The 17,000-nt window shown below is 63.0% G+C and carries 17 protein-coding genes; 14 read left to right on the top strand and 3 right to left on the bottom strand.

The features are described 5' to 3' along the window. The first annotated feature begins 39 nt into the window (after positions 1–39). The 6 genes from LN450_RS16530 to LN450_RS16505 all read left to right on the top strand — a co-directional run bounded on the left by LN450_RS16530 (position 40) and on the right by LN450_RS16505 (position 7,336). Entirely contained in the window at positions 40–345 is a 306-nt protein-coding gene (locus tag LN450_RS16530; protein WP_008572386.1) for a LapA family protein, read from the top strand. Positions 346–351: 6 nt separating this feature from the next. Further along, on the top strand, positions 352–1,530 hold the full coding sequence (gene lapB, locus LN450_RS16525; RefSeq protein ID WP_003489647.1) for a lipopolysaccharide assembly protein LapB: 1,179 nt from the start codon (positions 352–354) through the stop codon (positions 1,528–1,530). Then, positions 1,530–2,498, top strand: coding sequence for an MraY family glycosyltransferase (locus tag LN450_RS16520; protein WP_011347662.1), 969 nt, complete (start codon positions 1,530–1,532; stop codon positions 2,496–2,498). Before lapB ends, LN450_RS16520 begins: the two co-directional genes overlap by 1 nt. 13 nt (positions 2,499–2,511) lie before the next feature. Continuing rightward, a complete protein-coding gene (locus tag LN450_RS16515) occupies positions 2,512–4,419 on the top strand; it encodes a polysaccharide biosynthesis protein (protein ID WP_011347661.1) in 1,908 nt (635 codons plus the stop codon). Then, positions 4,419–5,312: a UTP--glucose-1-phosphate uridylyltransferase GalU gene (gene galU, locus LN450_RS16510; protein ID WP_008572379.1), complete on the top strand. Its 894-nt coding sequence runs from the start codon at positions 4,419–4,421 to the stop codon at positions 5,310–5,312. Before LN450_RS16515 ends, galU begins: the two co-directional genes overlap by 1 nt. A gap of 173 nt (positions 5,313–5,485) precedes the next feature. Next, the gene (locus LN450_RS16505) at positions 5,486–7,336 is read left to right on the top strand and encodes a monovalent cation:proton antiporter-2 (CPA2) family protein (protein WP_011347660.1); all 1,851 of its coding nucleotides are present in this window, start codon (positions 5,486–5,488) and stop codon (positions 7,334–7,336) included. Positions 7,337–7,606: 270 nt separating this feature from the next. On the opposite strand, the gene LN450_RS16500 is transcribed toward LN450_RS16505, so the two are convergent. Beyond that, on the bottom strand, positions 7,607–7,927 hold the full coding sequence (locus LN450_RS16500) for a DUF1244 domain-containing protein (protein WP_008572376.1): 321 nt from the start codon (positions 7,925–7,927) through the stop codon (positions 7,607–7,609). A gap of 49 nt (positions 7,928–7,976) precedes the next feature. Between LN450_RS16500 and folD the strand changes: the two genes are divergently transcribed. From folD to LN450_RS16480, 4 genes are all read left to right on the top strand, one after another. Next, positions 7,977–8,888, top strand: coding sequence for a bifunctional methylenetetrahydrofolate dehydrogenase/methenyltetrahydrofolate cyclohydrolase FolD (folD, locus tag LN450_RS16495; RefSeq protein WP_011347659.1), 912 nt, complete (start codon positions 7,977–7,979; stop codon positions 8,886–8,888). Between the two features lie 181 nt (positions 8,889–9,069). Then, positions 9,070–10,527, top strand: coding sequence for an IMP dehydrogenase (gene guaB / locus LN450_RS16490; RefSeq protein WP_011347658.1), 1,458 nt, complete (start codon positions 9,070–9,072; stop codon positions 10,525–10,527). A 121-nt stretch (positions 10,528–10,648) separates the two neighbouring features. After that, positions 10,649–12,214: a glutamine-hydrolyzing GMP synthase gene (guaA, locus tag LN450_RS16485; RefSeq protein WP_011347657.1), complete on the top strand. Its 1,566-nt coding sequence runs from the start codon at positions 10,649–10,651 to the stop codon at positions 12,212–12,214. A 308-nt stretch (positions 12,215–12,522) separates the two neighbouring features. Next, positions 12,523–13,725 (top strand): tyrosine-type recombinase/integrase, encoded by a 1,203-nt coding sequence (locus LN450_RS16480; RefSeq protein WP_011347656.1) that lies wholly within the window; start codon positions 12,523–12,525, stop codon positions 13,723–13,725. 89 nt (positions 13,726–13,814) lie between these two features. Here LN450_RS16480 and LN450_RS16475 read toward each other — a convergent pair whose 3' ends face one another. Both LN450_RS16475 and LN450_RS16470 read right to left on the bottom strand, forming a co-directional pair. Further along, positions 13,815–14,060: a helix-turn-helix transcriptional regulator gene (locus LN450_RS16475; RefSeq protein WP_011347655.1), complete on the bottom strand. Its 246-nt coding sequence runs from the start codon at positions 14,058–14,060 to the stop codon at positions 13,815–13,817. Between the two features lie 103 nt (positions 14,061–14,163). Further along, complete coding sequence (locus LN450_RS16470; protein ID WP_041855062.1) at positions 14,164–15,183, bottom strand: LuxR family transcriptional regulator; 1,020 nt, start codon at positions 15,181–15,183, stop codon at positions 14,164–14,166. Between the two features lie 81 nt (positions 15,184–15,264). Between LN450_RS16470 and LN450_RS16465 the strand changes: the two genes are divergently transcribed. The 4 genes from LN450_RS16465 to repC (LN450_RS23360) form a co-directional block, all read left to right on the top strand. Continuing rightward, positions 15,265–15,498, top strand: a complete 234-nt coding sequence (locus tag LN450_RS16465; protein ID WP_041855061.1) for a hypothetical protein — start codon at positions 15,265–15,267, stop codon at positions 15,496–15,498. A 3-nt stretch (positions 15,499–15,501) separates the two neighbouring features. After that, complete coding sequence (locus LN450_RS16460) at positions 15,502–16,377, top strand: helicase RepA family protein (RefSeq protein ID WP_011347653.1); 876 nt, start codon at positions 15,502–15,504, stop codon at positions 16,375–16,377. After that, the gene (gene repC / locus LN450_RS23365) at positions 16,367–16,783 is read left to right on the top strand and encodes a replication protein C, IncQ-type (protein ID WP_425508944.1); all 417 of its coding nucleotides are present in this window, start codon (positions 16,367–16,369) and stop codon (positions 16,781–16,783) included. Before LN450_RS16460 ends, repC (LN450_RS23365) begins: the two co-directional genes overlap by 11 nt. Continuing rightward, a partial coding sequence (gene repC / locus LN450_RS23360; RefSeq protein WP_425510389.1) for a replication protein C, IncQ-type occupies positions 16,771–17,000 on the top strand: 230 nt, incomplete at its 3' end. The genes repC (LN450_RS23365) and repC (LN450_RS23360), both read left to right, overlap by 13 nt.

Genomic DNA, 17,000 nt, shown 5'->3' with positions numbered 1-17,000 from the left:
TCTCGGTTAAGCTAGCATGCTTCCCGACGGAGTCTCGCCATGAAGGTGCTTCGCTTGCTGGTGATGTTGGCCTTCCTGTTGGTCGGTCTGATCATCGGTGCGGTCAATTGCCAGGACGTCACGCTCGACTTCCTGTTCTCCAGCGTGCATACCAGTTCAGGCGTCGCGATCATCGTCGCGCTGCTGGTCGGTGTGTTGATCGGTGCCGGCATGGTGCTGGTCAGTGTGGTCATTCCCCTCTATTCCAAACTGCGCCAGGCCAACAAGGCTGTTGCGGTCAGTCGCGGCGACGCCAGGCCTGTCACGCCTGCGACCGTCGAGCCGCGCCCCATCGATGGACTGTAACGACGTATGGACTTTCTGACCGAGTGGATCTGGTTCTTCCTGTTCGTGCCGCTGGCTGCGCTAGGTGGCTGGATCGTGGGCCGTCGTGGCGGCCAACGCCATGGCGACACGCAGGTCAGTCGTCTTTCCAGTACTTATTTCCGTGGGTTGAACTATCTGCTCAACGAGCAGCCGGACAAGGCGATCGAGCTGTTCTTGCATATCGCCGAACTGGATAAGGAAACCTTCGAGACCCAGGTCGCGTTGGGGCATCTGTTCCGTCGCCGTGGTGAAGTGGACCGTGCGATCCGCCTGCACCAGGGCCTGGTGCAGCGTGGCGACCTGACCGATCAGCAGCGCGTCCAGGCTCTGCTGGCGCTCGGCGAGGACTACATGAAGTCGGGTCTGCTGGATCGTGCCGAAACGGTCTTTACCGAGTTGGCGCAACTGGACCAGCGTGCGCCGCAGGCGCTGCGCCATCTGATCGGCATCTATCAGGCCGAGCGCGATTGGGAAAAGGCGATCGACAACGCCACCCGCTATGAAGAAGTGACCGGCGAGCCGATGGGCAAACTGATCTCGCAATTCGAATGCGAACTGGCTGATCGCTATCGCGGCCTGGGCAAGACCGACGATGCGCTACAAGCCATCGCACGTGCCTACCAGGCCGATGGCACCTCCGTGCGCGCCGGCATTCTGGAAGGGCGCATCGAAGCCGAGCGCGGTCACGACGAAGCGGCAGTGCGCGCTTTCGAACGGGCGGCCCGGCATGATCCGGAATACCTGCCCGAGATCATTCCTGCATTGATGGCCGCGTATCGACGGGTCGGCGATATCGCTGGGGCGCGCAACTTCCTGTCGGAGATGACCGAGCACTATCGCGGCATCGCTCCGGTGCTGGCGCTGACCCAGTTGATGGAAGCCCAGGATGGCGTCGCGCCTGCGCTGGCCTATCTTGGCCGCCAGCTCAAGGATCGGCCGTCGGTGCGTGGTGAGTCGGCGTTGATCGATCTCACCCTGGCCGAGGGAAGCGACCCGGTCGGCACCTTGCAGGACCTCAAGCACATCACCGACCAATTGCTAGTGCGCAATCCGAGCTACCGATGCACGCGCTGCGGCTTCGGTGCCAAGACGCATCATTGGCAATGCCCGAGCTGCAAGGAATGGGGTACGGTCAAACCGCTGTTGAACTACGCGGTGGTCTGATGGCGTGGCTGTGGTGCGCGCTGCACCTGCTGGTCGCGGCACTGGGGACCTGGGGGCTGCGGCGCTATGCCTTGCACCGCCGCCTGCTCGATCATCCCGGTGAACGGCGTAGCCACGTGGTCGCTACCCCGCGCGGCGGCGGTATGGCAATTGTGGCGGCGATCTTGCTGGGCTGCGTTGCAGCTTGCGCGCTGTGGCCGACGTCGCGGCTGACGGTCTGCTGGTTCGCAGCGGGCCTGATCGCCGTGGCCGGCGTAGGGTGGTGGGACGATCATCGTCCGCTTTCGGCAAGGCTGCGGTTTTCGATTCACCTGGCCGCTTCGGCGGCATTGGGCGCCTTGGTTTGGCATGACACGGGCAGCGTGTGGGATGGATTGCTGACTGCCGCTGCGTCCGTGGTATTGATCAATGTCTGGAATTTCATGGATGGCATCAATGGGCTGGCCAGCACCCAGGCGGCGTTGGCCGCGCTCGGATTCTCGCTGGTGGCGCCTGCCGGTTGGTCGTGGGCAGGTCTGGCGGTTGCAGCGGCGTGCCTTGGGTTTGTGCCGTTCAATTTCCCACGTGCACGCATCTTCATGGGCGATGGCGGCAGCGGTGCGCTCGGCTATGTACTGGCGGCGCTATTGGCGCTGAACGTAGCGGGTGGTCAGGTGAGCTGGTGGATCAGCTGGTTCCCGTTGACGGTCTTTCTTGTAGACGCCGGCTTCACACTGCTTGCTCGCATGCTTTCCGGGCAACGCTGGTGGGAGCCGCATGCCCAGCACGTCTATCAACGTCTGGCGCGCCATCTTGAGACGCACGTCCCGGTAACGTGCGTTTATTTCGCTTTCAGCCTCATTGCCGTCTGCTTGTACCTGTTAATCCGTCATGATCCGTTCTGGCTGCAGGTGTCCGGCGCGCTGGCATGGGGCATGGGCACCACTGCAATCTGGCATTTTCTGCGCGATGGATTGCGCAATTCCTGACTAATGGACTTTTATGATTTCCTGGCGTGACCGTTTGACCAAGGCCCTGCCGCAGATAGCGGTCGTGGTACATGATCTGCTGATGGTGTGGGTATGCTGGCAGCTCCTGCATGCCGGCCGCTACTCGATGCTACGCGACGCGCCGGATCTGCCGCTGTGGGACTGGCGCACCGCGGTGGTGCTGGTGGCGCAGGGCCTGGTGTTCTGGAAGATGGGGTTGTATCGCGGGTTGTGGCGCTTCGCCTCGGTGCCGGACCTGTGGAACATCTTCAAGTCGAGTTTTCTCGGATTGGTCGCAATCGTGCTGGCGTTGGCGTACGACCGTCTGGATGGCGTGCCGCTGTCGGTGCTGGTGGTCTATCCCTTTGCGTTGTCGGCCATGCTGGGTACGCCGCGTCTGCTGTATCGCGCTTGGAAGGACTACCAGATCGCGCATTCCGGTGATGCGGGGCAGCGCGTGCTGATCCTCGGCGCCGGGCGCGCCGCCGAAGGGTTGGTGCGCGATCTTCGCCGTACCGGCGCGTTTGTGCCGATTGGCTATCTGGACGATGCCAGCAACCTGCATGGCGCCAAGATCCAGGGCCTCAATGTGCTGGGCAATCTGGACCAGGCCGCCGCGATTGCCAAAGAGACTGCTGCCAAATTACTGGTGATCGCGATTCCATCGCTGGATGCCTCCGGCATGCAGCGCGTGGTCGCGATTTGCGAAAGCACCGGCTTGCCGTTTCGCATGGTGCCCAAGCTGATCAACGTGCTGGAGGGGCGCTCCTTGCCGGGCGAGTTGAAGGAGGTCGCGATCGAGGACCTGCTCAACCGCAAGCCGGTCACGCCCGACTGGCGCCTGATCCGCGACTGGCTGACCAACAAGACCGTGATGGTGACCGGCGCCGGCGGTTCGATCGGTTCGGAAGTCTGCCGCCAGTGCGCACGCCATGGCGCGCGCCGGATCGTGCTGCTGGAAATCGACGAGCTGGCGCTACTGACCATCGACTCGGATCTGCGCCGGCTGTTTCCGGATATCGAAGTGGTGCGCGTGTTGGGCGATTGCGGCGACCCGGCGGTCGTGGCGCATGCGTTGAATACTGCCACGCCGGACGCGGTCTTCCATGCGGCTGCGTACAAGCAGGTGCCGTTGCTGGAAGAGCAGTTGCGCGAGGCGGTTCGCAACAACGTGCTGGCGACCGAGAACGTGGCGCGCGCCTGCCAGCGGGCACGTATCGAGACGTTCGTCTTCATTTCCACCGACAAGGCGGTCGAGCCGGTCAATGTGCTGGGCGCAAGCAAGCGCTATGCAGAAATGATCTGCCAGAGCCTTGACGCACGCGATGCGCCGACGCGCTTCATCACCGTGCGCTTCGGCAACGTGCTGGATTCGGCCGGCAGCGTGGTGCCGTTGTTCCGCGAACAGATTCGCCAGGGCGGGCCGGTGACCGTGACGCATCCGGATGTCACGCGTTACTTCATGACCATCCCCGAAGCCTGCCAGTTGGTCATCCAGGCGGCTGCATCTGCATCGCATGGTGCGATCTATACGCTGGACATGGGCGAGCCGGTGCCGATTCGCTTGCTTGCCGAGCAGATGATCCGTCTGGCCGGCAAGCAGCCGGGCAAGGACGTGGCGATTCTCTATACCGGCCTGCGGCCGGGCGAGAAGCTGCATGAGACGCTGTTCTATTCCGACGAAGACTATCGTCCCACCGCGCACCCTAAGATTCTGGAAGCCGGTGTGCGCGAGTTCTCGCATGAGCAGGTGCTGCAGCTGGTGACGCGCTTGCGTGAGGCCGTTAACCGCTATGACATCAACGCGATGGAGACTGTATTGGGTAGCCTGATGCCGGATTTCGCGGCTGCTCGACGGAAAGTCGACGCGCGATCTGATACGGTCGTTCCATTCCCCGCACGTGAGGTCAGAAGACTGTAATGAGCCAGCGTATTCGCAAGGCCGTATTCCCCGTCGCAGGTCTTGGGACCCGCTTTCTTCCGGCAACCAAGACAGTGCCGAAAGAAATGCTGCCAATCATCGACAAGCCATTGATCCAGTACGCCGTCGACGAAGCCATCCAGGCTGGTTGCGATACGCTGATCTTCGTTACCAACCGCTACAAGCACTCCATTGCCGACTACTTCGACAAAGCCTATGAGCTCGAGCAGAAGCTGGAGCGCGCAGGCAAGCTGGAGCAGCTGGAGCTGGTGCGCCATGCATTGCCCGAGGGCGTCCGCGCCATTTTTGTCACGCAGGCAGAGGCGCTTGGCCTGGGCCATGCGGTGTTGTGTGCCAAGGCCGTTGTCGGTGACGAGCCGTTCGCGGTGTTGCTGCCGGACGATCTGATGTGGAACCGCGGCGATGCTGCGCTGACCCAGATGGCCAATGTGGCCGAGGCCTCGGGCGGCAGCGTGATCGCCGTGGAAGACGTGCCGCACGACAAGACCGCCAGCTACGGCATCGTTTCCACCGACGCGTTCGACGGCCGCAAGGGCCGCATCAACGCGATCGTCGAAAAGCCCAAGCCGGAAGTCGCGCCAAGCAACCTGGCCGTGGTCGGTCGTTACGTGCTGAGCCCCAAGATCTTCGACCTGCTCGAAGCCACCGGTGCAGGCGCGGGCGGCGAAATCCAGCTTACCGATGCGATTGCCGAGTTGCTGAAGGAAGAGCAGGTCGATGCCTTCCGTTTCGAAGGTCGCCGTTTCGATTGCGGCGCGCACATCGGCCTGATCGAAGCCACCGTGCATTTCGCGCTTGAGCACGAAAAGCATGGCGGCCCAGCGAAGGAAATCCTGCGCAATGCACTGGCCCAGGCCGACGCGCGCGGCTGAGTGTTGCCTGATCGCTGTTTCCACGAACGACGCCAGCTGGCGTCGTTCGTCGTTTAGGGGCTTGCCGTATGCTTTGCCGCGCCGGCAGAGCTCGGCTTGGCAAGCCCAAGCGGGGACGAAGATGCGCACCCTGATGCAGGCTGGGGCCGCGCAAGTGCCGCCAGAATCCGGGCATGAGCCAACCTGCCGAATCCAGTGAGCTGATCAACGTGGTAGTGCTGCTCGGCGCTGCCGTGGTGGCAATCCCGTTGTTCCGTCGTCTGGGCCTGGGCTCGGTGTTGGGTTATCTGGCGGCGGGACTGGCAATTGGTCCGTTCGGGTTGGGCCTGTTCAACGAGCCGCAAGCCATCCTGCATGTGGCCGAGTTGGGCGTGGTGATGTTTCTGTTCGTGATCGGGCTGGAAATGCGCCCCTCGCACCTGTGGAGTTTGCGCAAGGAAATCTTCGGACTCGGCACGCTGCAGATCGCGGTCTGCGCGCTGGTGTTGACCGGCGTCGGCATGTTGCTCGGCTTTGCGCTACCGGTGGCCTTCGTGGCGGCGTCCGGTTTCGTGCTGACATCCACTGCCGTGGTGATGCAGCTCTTGGCAGAGCGTGGCGACGTCGCCTTGCCGCCGGGGCAGAAGATCGTGGCGATCCTGCTGTTCGAAGACCTGTTGATCGTGCCGTTGCTGGCGATCGTGGCCTGGATGGGAGCCAGCGGCGACCCGCAGGCGGCATCGCAGCGTTGGCAGGGAATCGGCATCGGTCTGGCCTGCATCGTCGGCTTGCTGGCGGCCGGGCGTTGGCTGCTCAATCCCTTGTTCCGCATCCTGGCCGCATCCAAGGCGCGCGAGGTGATGACGGCAGCGGCATTGCTGGTGGTGCTGGGCGCCGCGCTGTTGATGCAGGTGGGCGGGCTGTCGATGGCGATGGGGGCGTTCCTGGCCGGCGTGCTGTTGTCCGAGTCCACGTTCCGGCATCAGATCGAAGCGGATATCGAACCTTTTCGCGGCATCCTGCTGGGGCTGTTTTTTCTCGGTGTCGGCATGAGCCTGGACTTGCGCGTGGTGGCGGCGGACTGGCGCCTGATCGTGGTGGGCGTGCTGGCCCTGATGGTGGGCAAGGGCGTGTGCATCTATGCGGTGGCGCGGCTGATGCGCAGCGACCATCGCCAGGCGCTGGACCGTGGTGTGTTGATGGCGCAAGGCGGCGAATTCGCATTCGTGCTGTTTGCCGCCGCGTCGGCATCCGGCGTCATCGATGCCCAGGTCAATGCCAGCCTGACCGCGATCGTGGTGTTGTCGATGGCACTGACGCCATTGTTCGTGCTGCTGCAACGGCGGCTGACGCCGGCGGCGGCGGTCTCGCTGGATGGCGTGGAAGCAGCCAGTGGCCAGACCGGCAGCGTGTTGATCATCGGCTTCGGGCGCTTTGGACAGGTGGCCAGTCAGTCGCTGCTGGCGCGCGACGTGGATGTGACCATCATCGATAACGACATCGAGATGATCCAGAGCGCGGAAGAATTTGGTTTCAAGATCTACTACGGCGACGGCACCCGGCTCGATGTGTTGCACGCCTCCGGCGCGCACAGCGCACGTGCGATTGCGGTGTGCGTCGACAACCAGGAGGCGGCCAATCGCATCGTCGAGCTGGCAACGCGCGAGTTCCCGCATGCCAAGCTGCTGGTGCGTTCGTACGACCGCCAGCATTCGCTGCAGTTGGTCGCTGCGGGAGTGGATTACCAGATCCGCGAGACCTTCGAGTCGGCGGTGCTCTTCGGCAAAGTGGCGCTGGTGGAGCTGGGGGTGGACGAGGACGAAGCCGGCATGATTTCGCGTCAGATCCGCCGCCGCGATGCCGAGCGTTTCGAACTGGAGATTGCTGCCGGCGATGCACGCGCCGGAGCCAAGCTGATGTATGGCAACACCGTGCCGACCGCGCCCCGGCCCACGCCGTTCACGCGGCCGCGTCGCGGCAGCCGCACGTTGAATCCCGATGCGGTGCCGCAGGCTGAGCCAGCAGAGACACAGACGCGCGACTAAGGGCGGCCCACAAACCGCTGCGCAGGCGCTCCGCGGCATGGCCAGTGCGCGATGCGGTGCGCCAGTCGTCCGGCGCGATAGCCGCGATTGGACGACTGCTCACTAGGTCTTGTTGGCCGCCAGGAGCGGGCACACACGCCTGCGCAGGCGTCGGGTGCGCCACCCCTGCTCGATGCGGTACGGATCGCTCGGGCGCTCCGGCTCCTCAGTGCGCCCACATCCCGCCAAAGATTGACGGGACGTTCTGGCAGGCGCGCTCACCGATGCCTACTAGCCATGCTTGCGCTGGGCGGCGGCGAAGGCTTCCAACTGCTCGGGCGTGGCGTCTTTCTGATGCTGCTGTTTCCACTGGGCAAATGGCATGCCGTAAACGGCTTCGCGCGCCTGTTCCTTGGTCATGGCCTGGCCTTGCGCTTCGGCCGCTTCGCGGTACCAGTCGCCCAGGCAATTGCGGCAGAAGCCGGCGAGAATCATCAGGTCGATGTTCTGCACATCGGTACGGTCCTGGTTGAGATGCTGCAAGAGACGGCGAAATGCTGCCGCTTCGATCGAAGTGGTGCTTGAATCGGTGCGTGAGGTGGTGTCGGTCATGGCGGAATCGGGGACAATAGACGGCCTTCGACTCTACACCTGACGCCCCATGACCGCTTCTGCGCCAGCTGCCTCCGCTTCGGCCCGCCTTCTCGATGGTCGCCGCATTGCCGAGGAATTGCTCGACGGATTGAAGCTGCGGGTGGATGCGCGGCTGGCCGCCGGCAAGGCGCGACCCGGGTTGGCGGTGGTGCTGGTCGGTGGCGATCCGGCATCGTCGGTGTATGTGCGCAACAAGCGGCGCGCGGCCGAGAAGGTCGGCATCGAAGCCTTCGATTACGACCTGCCGCAGGGCACCAGCGAAGCCCAGCTGGCGTCGCTGATCGATGAGCTCAATGCCGACCCCAAGATCCACGGCATTCTGATCCAGCTGCCGCTGCCGGGCATCCCCGATGCCAACCGGCTGATTCAGCGCATCGACCCGCGCAAGGACGTGGACGGATTCCATCCGCAGAATGTCGGGCACTTGGCCTTGCGCGAATTCGGGCTGCGCCCGTGCACGCCGCGCGGCATCGTGACCTTGCTCGGGCATACCGACCAACCGGTGCGCGGCCGCAACGCCACCATCGTGGGGGTGAGCAACCACGTGGGCCGGCCGATGGGGTTGGAGCTATTGATCGCCGGCTGCACGGTCACCAGTTGCCACAAATTCACCCCGCCCGATGTGCTGGAAGCGAGCGTGCGCAATGCCGACATCCTGGTGGTGGCGGTGGGCCGCCCGGGCCTGATTCCGGGCGAATGGGTCAAGCCGGGCGCGGTGGTGATCGATGTCGGCATCAACCGGCTCGATGATGGCCGCCTGGTGGGCGACGTCGGCTTCGACGCCGCCGCGCAGCGCGCGGCCTGGATCACCCCGGTGCCGGGCGGGGTAGGGCCAATGACGGTGGCCACGCTGATGCAGAACACCATCGAGGCCGCCGATGCCGCCGAGAGTGGGGATTCGGGATTGGGGATTGGTTAACCGCAGCGGCCAAGCGCACGCGTCGGCCGATCCGGATTGCATCCGGGATCGGCCGGCCATCGGCATCCTGACAAACAAGCGAACGGCGGACGGTGCAGGGCGCGCTGTTGCGAATCCCGACTCCCCCATCCTGGCCCCAATGCGTTAAAATGCCGCGCTTCCCCAAAACTCGGGTCCGCCGATGCTACGCATCCAGGCTGAAGCTCTCACCTACGACGACGTTTCGCTCGTCCCCGCTCATTCGATCGTCCTGCCCAAGGACGTCAGCCTGGAAACCCGGCTGACGCGCGACCTGCGCCTGAAACTGCCGATTCTGTCGGCGGCAATGGACACAGTGACCGAACACCGTCTTGCGGTGGCCATGGCCCAGCTGGGCGGCATCGGCATCATCCACAAGAACCTGACCCCGCAGCAGCAAGCCGGCGAAGTGGCACGGGTCAAGAAGTTCGAATCCGGCGTGATCACCGAGCCGTTCACCGTCAGCCCCGACACGACCATCGGCGAAGTGCTGGCACTGACGCGCGCGCGCAACATCTCCGGCGTGCCGGTGGTGGATGGCAGCGAACTGGTCGGTATCGTCACCAGCCGCGACATGCGCTTCGAAAAGAAGCTCGACGATCCGGTCCGGCACATCATGACCAAGAAGGACCGCCTGATTACCGTGCGCGAAGGCGCCAGCGATGAGGAAGTGCTCGAGCTGCTGCATCGCAACCGGATCGAAAAGGTCCTGGTGGTCAACGACAGCTTCGAGCTGCGCGGCCTGATCACGGTCAAGGACATCCAGAAGAAGACCGACAACCCCAATGCCGCCAAGGACAGCGCCAAGCGTTTGCTGGTGGGCGCGGCGGTGGGCGTGGGCGGCGATACCGAGCAGCGCATCGAGCTGCTTGCCGCAGCCGGCGTGGACGTGGTGATTGTCGATACCGCGCATGGCCATTCGCAGGGCGTGATCGATCGCGTGGCTTGGGTCAAGAAGACCTATCCGCAGTTGCAGGTGATCGGCGGCAACATCGTCACCGGCGATGCGGCATTGGCGTTGATGGATGCCGGTGCGGACGCGGTCAAGGTCGGCGTGGGCCCGGGTTCGATCTGCACCACGCGAGTGGTTGCCGGCGTGGGCGTGCCGCAGATCACTGCGGTGGACATGGTGGCCGAAGCGCTGCAGGACCGCATCCCCTTGATTGCCGATGGCGGCATCCGCTATTCCGGCGACATCGGCAAGGCGCTGGTGGCCGGTGCCTCGACGGTGATGGTCGGCGGCCTGTTGGCCGGTACCGAAGAAGCGCCGGGCGAGGTCGAACTGTTCCAGGGCCGCAGCTACAAGAGCTACCGCGGCATGGGTAGCCTGGGTGCGATGGAAAAGGGGTCCAAGGACCGCTACTTCCAGGATGCCTCCGATGCCGACAAGCTGGTTCCCGAAGGCATCGAGGGCCGCGTGCCGTATCGCGGGCCGGTCGGCGGCATCATCCATCAGCTCATCGGTGGCCTGCGCGCGACCATGGGCTACGTGGGCTGCGCCACCATCGAAGACATGCGGACCAAGCCCAAGTTCGTCAAGATCACTGGCGCCGGCCAGCGCGAAAGCCACGTGCACGACGTGCAGATCATCAAAGAGCCGCCGAACTATCGCGCCGGCTAACCGGGAATGGGGAATCGCGAATCGGGAATCGTAAGAGCCCGCCGCCTCCTCATCCGATAGCGGTCGGCGCTGCGTTTGCTGTTTCGATTCCCTCATCCCGATTCTCGATTCCCGGCTCTCAATGACCAACATCCATACCGACAAGATCCTCATCCTCGACTTCGGTGCGCAGTACACCCAGCTGATTGCGCGGCGTATTCGCGAGATCGGGGTCTACTGCGAGATTTGGGCGTGGGATCACGATCCGTCGGAGATTGCCGGTTTCGGTGCCAAGGGCATCATCCTGTCCGGCGGCCCGGAGTCGACCACGTCGCCGGGCGCACCGGTGGCGCCGCAGGAAGTGTTCGATAGCGGCCTGCCGGTGTTCGGTATCTGCTACGGCATGCAGACCCTCGCCGCGCAATTGGGTGGTGCGACCGAGGCAGCGGATCAACGCGAATTCGGCCATGCCGAAGTGGACGTGGTGGCGGCAGATGCCTTGTTCTCCGGCCTCACCGACCACGCCGGCGCCTCGCGCCTGAATGTATGGATGAGCCACGGCGACCACGTGTCGCAGGTGCCACCGGGCTTCACCATTACCGCCACGACCGACCGCATCCCGGTGGCGGCCATGTCCAACGAAGCCAAGCGTTGGTACGGCGTGCAGTTCCATCCTGAGGTGACGCATACCTTGCAGGGCCAGACCTTGCTGCGTCGCTTCGTGGTGGATGTCTGCGGCTGCCAGACGCTGTGGACCGCGGCCAACATCATCGAGGACCAGATCGCGCGCGTGCGCGAACAGGTGGGCGACGATGAAGTGATTCTTGGGTTGTCCGGCGGCGTCGATTCGTCGGTGGTGGCCGCGCTGCTGCACAAGGCGATCGGCGACAAGCTGACCTGCGTGTTCGTCGATACCGGCTTGCTGCGTTGGCAGGAAGGCGACCAGGTGATGGCGATGTTCGCCGAGCACATGGGCGTCAAGGTGATTCGCGTCAACGCCGCCGACCGTTATTTCGCCAAGCTTGAAGGCGTCAGCGACCCGGAAGCCAAGCGCAAGATCATCGGCAACCTGTTCGTGGAGATCTTCGACGAAGAATCCAACAAGCTGGCCAATGCCAAGTGGCTGGCGCAGGGTACGATCTATCCGGACGTGATCGAGTCGGCGGGCAGCAAGACCGGCAAGGCGCACGTGATCAAGAGCCACCATAACGTCGGTGGCTTGCCCGAGCACATGAAGCTGGGCCTGGTCGAGCCGCTGCGCGAATTGTTCAAGGACGAGGTGCGTCGCCTTGGCGTGGAACTCGGCCTGCCGCGCACCATGGTGTATCGCCACCCGTTCCCGGGCCCCGGCCTGGGCGTACGCATCCTGGGCGAAGTGAAGCGCGAGTACGCCGAGTTGCTGGCCAAGGCCGACGCGATCTTCATCGACGAACTGCGCAAGGCCGACCTGTACGACAAGACCAGCCAGGCCTTCGCCGTGTTCCTGCCGGTGAAGTCGGTCGGCGTGGTCGGCGACGCCCGCGCCTACGAATGGGTGATCGCGCTGCGCGCGGTGGAGACCATCGACTTCATGACCGCGCATTGGGCGCACCTGCCGTACGACTTCCTCGGCACCGTGAGCAACCGCATCATCAACGAGCTGCGTGGTGTGTCGCGCGTGGTCTACGACATCTCCGGCAAGCCGCCGGCGACGATCGAGTGGGAGTGATTCTGCGTCTGGCACTGGCTGGCACCTAGTGACATCAAAACACACCTAAGCCCGTGTCAATGCGGGCTTTTTTTTGATTTAGTTCGGCACTGCCTGGCAACATTTGGCATCGCCAAGCACCGTTTCTTCATGGCATGATGGATGGCATTGAATGCTTCTATGCCATGAGAAGTCGCCGATACCATGCAATCACCTTGCGGATGTTCATGGTATTGAATTGGCGTAAAACAATGATTTTGTTGTTTTTTTTACGCCAGGATAGACCGATTTTCGGATCATGGTATTTGAGCTGAATCAGGGCGAGAACCATGCTGACCGATACCAAGCTGCGCAACCTCAAGCCGAAGGACAAGCTCTACAAGGTGAATGACCGTGACGGCCTCTATGTAGCCGTCACGGCTGCCGGAGCGATCTCATTCCGCTACAACTACTCGATCCACGGTAGGCAGGAGACCATCACCTTCGGCCGCTACGGTGTCGGCGGCATCACCCTGGCGGAAGCCCGCGAGCGGTTGGGCGAGGCCAAGAAGATGGTTGCGGCCGGGAAGTCACCGGCCAAGGAGAAGGCGCGGGATAAGGCCCGCGTCAAGGGCGCGGAGACGTTCGGGGCCTGGGCGGAAAAGTGGCTGCGCGGCTACCAAATGGCCGACTCCACCCGCGACATGCGCCGCTCAGTCTACGAGCGCGACTTGAAACCGAAATTCGGCAATCAGAAGCTGGTGGAGATTACCCACGAGGACTTGCGGGCACTGACCGATGCCATCGTGGAGCGCGGCGCGCCGGCAACGGCAGTGCATGTCCGCGAGGTGGTGATGCAGGTCTATCGCTGGGCCATCGAGCGTGGCCAGAAGGTCGAGAACCCGGCGGAGCTGGTGCGCCCAACGTCCATCGCCAAATTCGAGCCGCGCGACCGTGCGCTGACGCCCGACGAGATCGGCCTGATGTACCAGTACATGGAGCGCATTGGCACAGCTCCATCCATTCGGGCGGCGGCCAAGCTGCTGCTGTTGACAATGGTGCGCAAGAGCGAGCTGACCAACGCGACCTGGAGCGAGATCAATTTCAGCGACGCACTCTTGACGATCCCGAAGGAGCGGATGAAGCGGCGCAATCCGCACCTGGTGTTTCTGTCCCGCCAGGCGCTGGACATCTTCATTGCCCTGAAAACCTTCGCCGGTGGATCGGACTACGTGCTGCCGTCGCGGTACGACTCGGACCTACCCATGAGCAGCGCTACGCTCAACCAGGTGCTGACGCTGACGTATCGGCTGGCGCAGAAGGAAGGAAAGCCGCTCGCCAAGTTCGGGCCGCATGACTTGCGGCGCACGGCCAGCACGTTGTTGCACGAGGCTGGCTACAACACGGACTGGATCGAGAAGTGTCTGGCGCACGAACAGAGAGGCGTCAGGGCCGTCTACAACAAGGCCGAGTACCGCGAGCAGCGGACGGCGATGTTGCAGGACTGGGCGGACATGATCGACGAATGGACGCTCAAGCGGTCGAAGGCTTAAGTCAGAGGAGGGCAGGTAGGCAGCGCCTCCAGAACAGCGACCTTGGCCTCGGCTGTCATTGACACTTGAGGGGCGCGGCGTTTTAGCGGCTAAAAAGCGGTGGCTGCGACCGACGGGGTGAAGCCGGGCCGCATGGCCTGCGTGCCCGATGACTTGCGTGCCTCGATCCATTCCTCGATTTCTGCCAAGTCCCAGGCGACGTTTCGGCTGGTGAGTGCGATCCGGCGCGGGAACTCCCCGCGCTGTTCCATGTTGAAGATCGTTCGCTCAGACAGCGGGATCATCGCCAGTAGCTTTTTCCGGTTGATGAGTGTCTTACTTGTGGCTGCTTGCATCCCCTGGCCTCTTCAGTCACTTGCGAATATGTGCCTGATGGTGCCTGTCAATGCGGATCGATTCGGCCTAATGATTGACCCTTTTGGTTGACGCCAAAAGAAATCAGCGGATGGGACGCTTCTTCTTCAAGTGAAACATTGCGGGGATTGATGCCAGCGCCTTCGATACCGCTTGGCGCTCGATGCCCAACCTTCGCGCAATCTCCGACTGATTGAGTCCAGAACACTGGAGCATCAAGATCTGCTTCTTGCGATCGGATAGCTTCGAGTCCACCATCAGCCGCGCCTGGTTGCGCAGTTCCGCTTTGTCTGCCGGTTGCAACGTCTGGCGCATGACATAGTGGAAGAAGTAGCCGTCAACGAGTTGATCTCCCGATTTCACTTGCGGCGTTGCCGGTTTTGCGCATTGCAGGCTGAGCCTGGCCAGCTCAAGTTCAAACTGCGCGAGTGATCGCTTCGCCTGTCTGTATGCGGGGTTCCATTCGCCATTCGTTAGCTTGGGTCGATGCCCCTCGCAATACTGGTGACTAAGTTCAAGCTTCTTGCGATTCTCAAGCTCCGCATCGTTGACCTGCTGCTCCGCAACGTTGGCCATGAACGCGGAAAACTCCGTCAGCTCTCCGCAAAAGTCGCAGAAGCCGTGTTTCCGTTGCGCATTGAGACTGACGCCCTGAGCGGGGGCAGACGTTTGCGGGCGTTTGCTGGCACAGCAGCAAACCAGTTCGATCAAGGCTTCGAGGGTCGCGGTAAAGCGATGATCCCTTGGTGTCTGTCGGTCTTCCGTTTTGATGAACTGGCGTAGCAACTGGCGCTGCACGCGAACCATCGCGTCAAGTCCTACCAGTCCAATGATCGCGCTGAAGCCCACACCCGTGCCGGCGCCGGGGACGTAGCCCGAGTAACGTACTGGAAGGGTTGCCATGTAGGCGGCTACAGCAGGATCGATCACTTCCTGGATCAGTCGCCCGATGGGGTAGCGTCGCGAAGACGTGGAGTATGGCTTCCAACGTTCGCGGAAATCTTTGATGGACTGAGAAACGGTGGGGTCGCAGCCTTCCCAGATGGGGATGTAGTAGCGACCAAGGCGCTTCTTTGCGTGCTCTTCGTTTTCCATGTCAACCATTATTGCCAACTAATAAGCTGCCATCAAGCCTGGCGCTGCGTAACCTTCGTTGCAATTCAGTTGATAACGGTGGTTTACGCAATGACGATGGAAGACACGCTGCTGCAACGCTTCGGCCCGCTGCTGAGCATCGCGCAGCTCGCCACTGTCCTGGATCGTTCGCCTGATGGGTTGCGGATCAGCTTGCGTGCGACGAACGAATGGACGCAGCGGATCAACAAGGCCCGCTTGAAGATCGGCCGGCGGGTCTACTTCCGAACCTCGCAGATCGCCGAGGTGCTGAGCGACGAATCCCTGTACGGAACGGGGAGCTGAGTCGTGGCGATTGACGTGCTGGCGGCGTTCGAGTGCGAACCGCCGGCGCTGGACTTCATATGGCCGGGCTTCCTCGCGGGAACCGTCGGCGCGCTCGTCGCCCCAGGGGCCACGGGTAAGAGCTTCTGGGCGCTGGAAGCGGCCATGAGCATCGCATGCAGCGTTGCCGGCGGCGACCTCGTGGGCCTGGCCCCCGCGCACACCGGGCGAGTGGTCTATCTGGCCGGGGAAGACCCGCCGCCCGCGCTTGTGCGGCGCATTCACGCCATCGGTCAGCACCTCGGACACGCGGCACGCCAAGCCATCGCAGAGAACCTTGCGCTTGAACCGATCATGGGCAAGCGACTGAATGTCATGGACGAGGCTCACTTGCGCCGCGTCATCGAGTACAGCGCTGGGGCGAGGCTGATCGTGCTGGACACCCTGAGCCGCATCCACGCCCTCGATGAGAACAGCAACGGCAACATGGCCCACCTCGTGGCCGTGCTGGAGCAGGTTGCGGCTACCACGGGCGCATCCGTGCTCTACCTGCACCACGTCAGCAAGGGAAGTGCCCGCGAAGGGCTGACCGACCAGCAGCAGGCCGCGCGTGGCGCGTCCGCGCTGATCGACAACGCCAGGTGGTGCGGTTACGTCGCCCGCATGACTGAGGACGAGGCGAAGCGCCTCAGCGACCGCGCCCATGACCGGCAGCCCATCGGCGATGAGCGGCGCGGCTACTTCGTGCGTTTCGGCGTCAGCAAGCAGAACTACGACGCCACGCCGCTTGATCGCTGGTACATGCGGCACGCCGGCGGCGTGCTGGTGCCGGTGGAGCTGTATGAGGCCAGCAGGAATGAGGAAAGACGTGATGGTCGGAGGCGAGGCGATGGCTTTTGACCTTACCCATGCCAGGCACGATCCAATGCACTGCTTGGTCCCCGGTTTGTTCCGCAGTCTCAAGCGCGGCGAACGGAAGAAGCTCAAGCTCGACGTGACGTATCACTACGCCGAGAATGAACAAGCGCGGTTCGTCGGCTTCGAGCCTCTTGGTGCAGATGACATGCGGCTGCTGCAAGGTCTTGTGGCTCTTGGAGGGCCGAAGGGCATCATCCTGACGCCAGAGCCAACAGCGGACTTGCCGAGGCAACTCCGTCTATTCCTTGAGCCGAAGTTCGACGCGGTAGGGCAGGATGCGCTGGTCGTGAGAGAGAGTATGACCAGCCTGCTATGCGAAATCGGCTTGACCGATGGCGGCGACATATCAGGGCGATCAAGGCGAGCTTGCTGCGCATGGCAAACGTGACGGTGGTCGTCACCAAGGAGAGCAGGCAAAGGTCTTTTCACCTGATGAGCTACGCCTTCGACGAGGAGGACGGACGGCTATTCGTCGCGCTGAATCCTCAGATTGCAGAGGCGATTCTTGGGCGTCGCCCGTATACCCGCATCGAGATGGCCGAGGTGCGGGCGCTCCAAACCGACCCGGCTCGCCTGATTCATCAACGGCTGTGCGGCTGGATCGA

Source organism: Xanthomonas euvesicatoria pv. euvesicatoria, assembly GCF_020880415.1.
GTDB classification, from domain to species: Bacteria; Pseudomonadota; Gammaproteobacteria; order Xanthomonadales; family Xanthomonadaceae; genus Xanthomonas; species Xanthomonas euvesicatoria.
Note: the sequence above shows the minus strand (reverse complement) of the source record. Positions and strands in the feature narration are given on the sequence as shown.

What these genes read in the sequence shown, in the direction of transcription:
- LN450_RS16475 (WP_011347655.1), bottom strand. Translation starts at nt 14,060, where the DNA reads ATGCAAGCAGCCACAAGTAAGACACTCATCAACCGGAAAAAGCTACTG.
- LN450_RS16470 (WP_041855062.1), bottom strand. Translation starts at nt 15,183, where the DNA reads ATGGTTGACATGGAAAACGAAGAGCACGCAAAGAAGCGCCTTGGTCGC.
- LN450_RS16530 (WP_008572386.1), top strand. Translation starts at nt 40, where the DNA reads ATGAAGGTGCTTCGCTTGCTGGTGATGTTGGCCTTCCTGTTGGTCGGT.
- lapB (WP_003489647.1), top strand. Translation starts at nt 352, where the DNA reads ATGGACTTTCTGACCGAGTGGATCTGGTTCTTCCTGTTCGTGCCGCTG.
- LN450_RS16505 (WP_011347660.1), top strand. Translation starts at nt 5,486, where the DNA reads ATGAGCCAACCTGCCGAATCCAGTGAGCTGATCAACGTGGTAGTGCTG.
- LN450_RS16500 (WP_008572376.1), bottom strand. Translation starts at nt 7,927, where the DNA reads ATGACCGACACCACCTCACGCACCGATTCAAGCACCACTTCGATCGAA.
- guaB (WP_011347658.1), top strand. Translation starts at nt 9,070, where the DNA reads ATGCTACGCATCCAGGCTGAAGCTCTCACCTACGACGACGTTTCGCTC.
- folD (WP_011347659.1), top strand. Translation starts at nt 7,977, where the DNA reads ATGACCGCTTCTGCGCCAGCTGCCTCCGCTTCGGCCCGCCTTCTCGAT.
- galU (WP_008572379.1), top strand. Translation starts at nt 4,419, where the DNA reads ATGAGCCAGCGTATTCGCAAGGCCGTATTCCCCGTCGCAGGTCTTGGG.
- LN450_RS16515 (WP_011347661.1), top strand. Translation starts at nt 2,512, where the DNA reads ATGATTTCCTGGCGTGACCGTTTGACCAAGGCCCTGCCGCAGATAGCG.
- repC (WP_425508944.1), top strand. Translation starts at nt 16,367, where the DNA reads ATGGCTTTTGACCTTACCCATGCCAGGCACGATCCAATGCACTGCTTG.
- LN450_RS16465 (WP_041855061.1), top strand. Translation starts at nt 15,265, where the DNA reads ATGACGATGGAAGACACGCTGCTGCAACGCTTCGGCCCGCTGCTGAGC.
- LN450_RS16480 (WP_011347656.1), top strand. Translation starts at nt 12,523, where the DNA reads ATGCTGACCGATACCAAGCTGCGCAACCTCAAGCCGAAGGACAAGCTC.
- guaA (WP_011347657.1), top strand. Translation starts at nt 10,649, where the DNA reads ATGACCAACATCCATACCGACAAGATCCTCATCCTCGACTTCGGTGCG.
- LN450_RS16520 (WP_011347662.1), top strand. Translation starts at nt 1,530, where the DNA reads ATGGCGTGGCTGTGGTGCGCGCTGCACCTGCTGGTCGCGGCACTGGGG.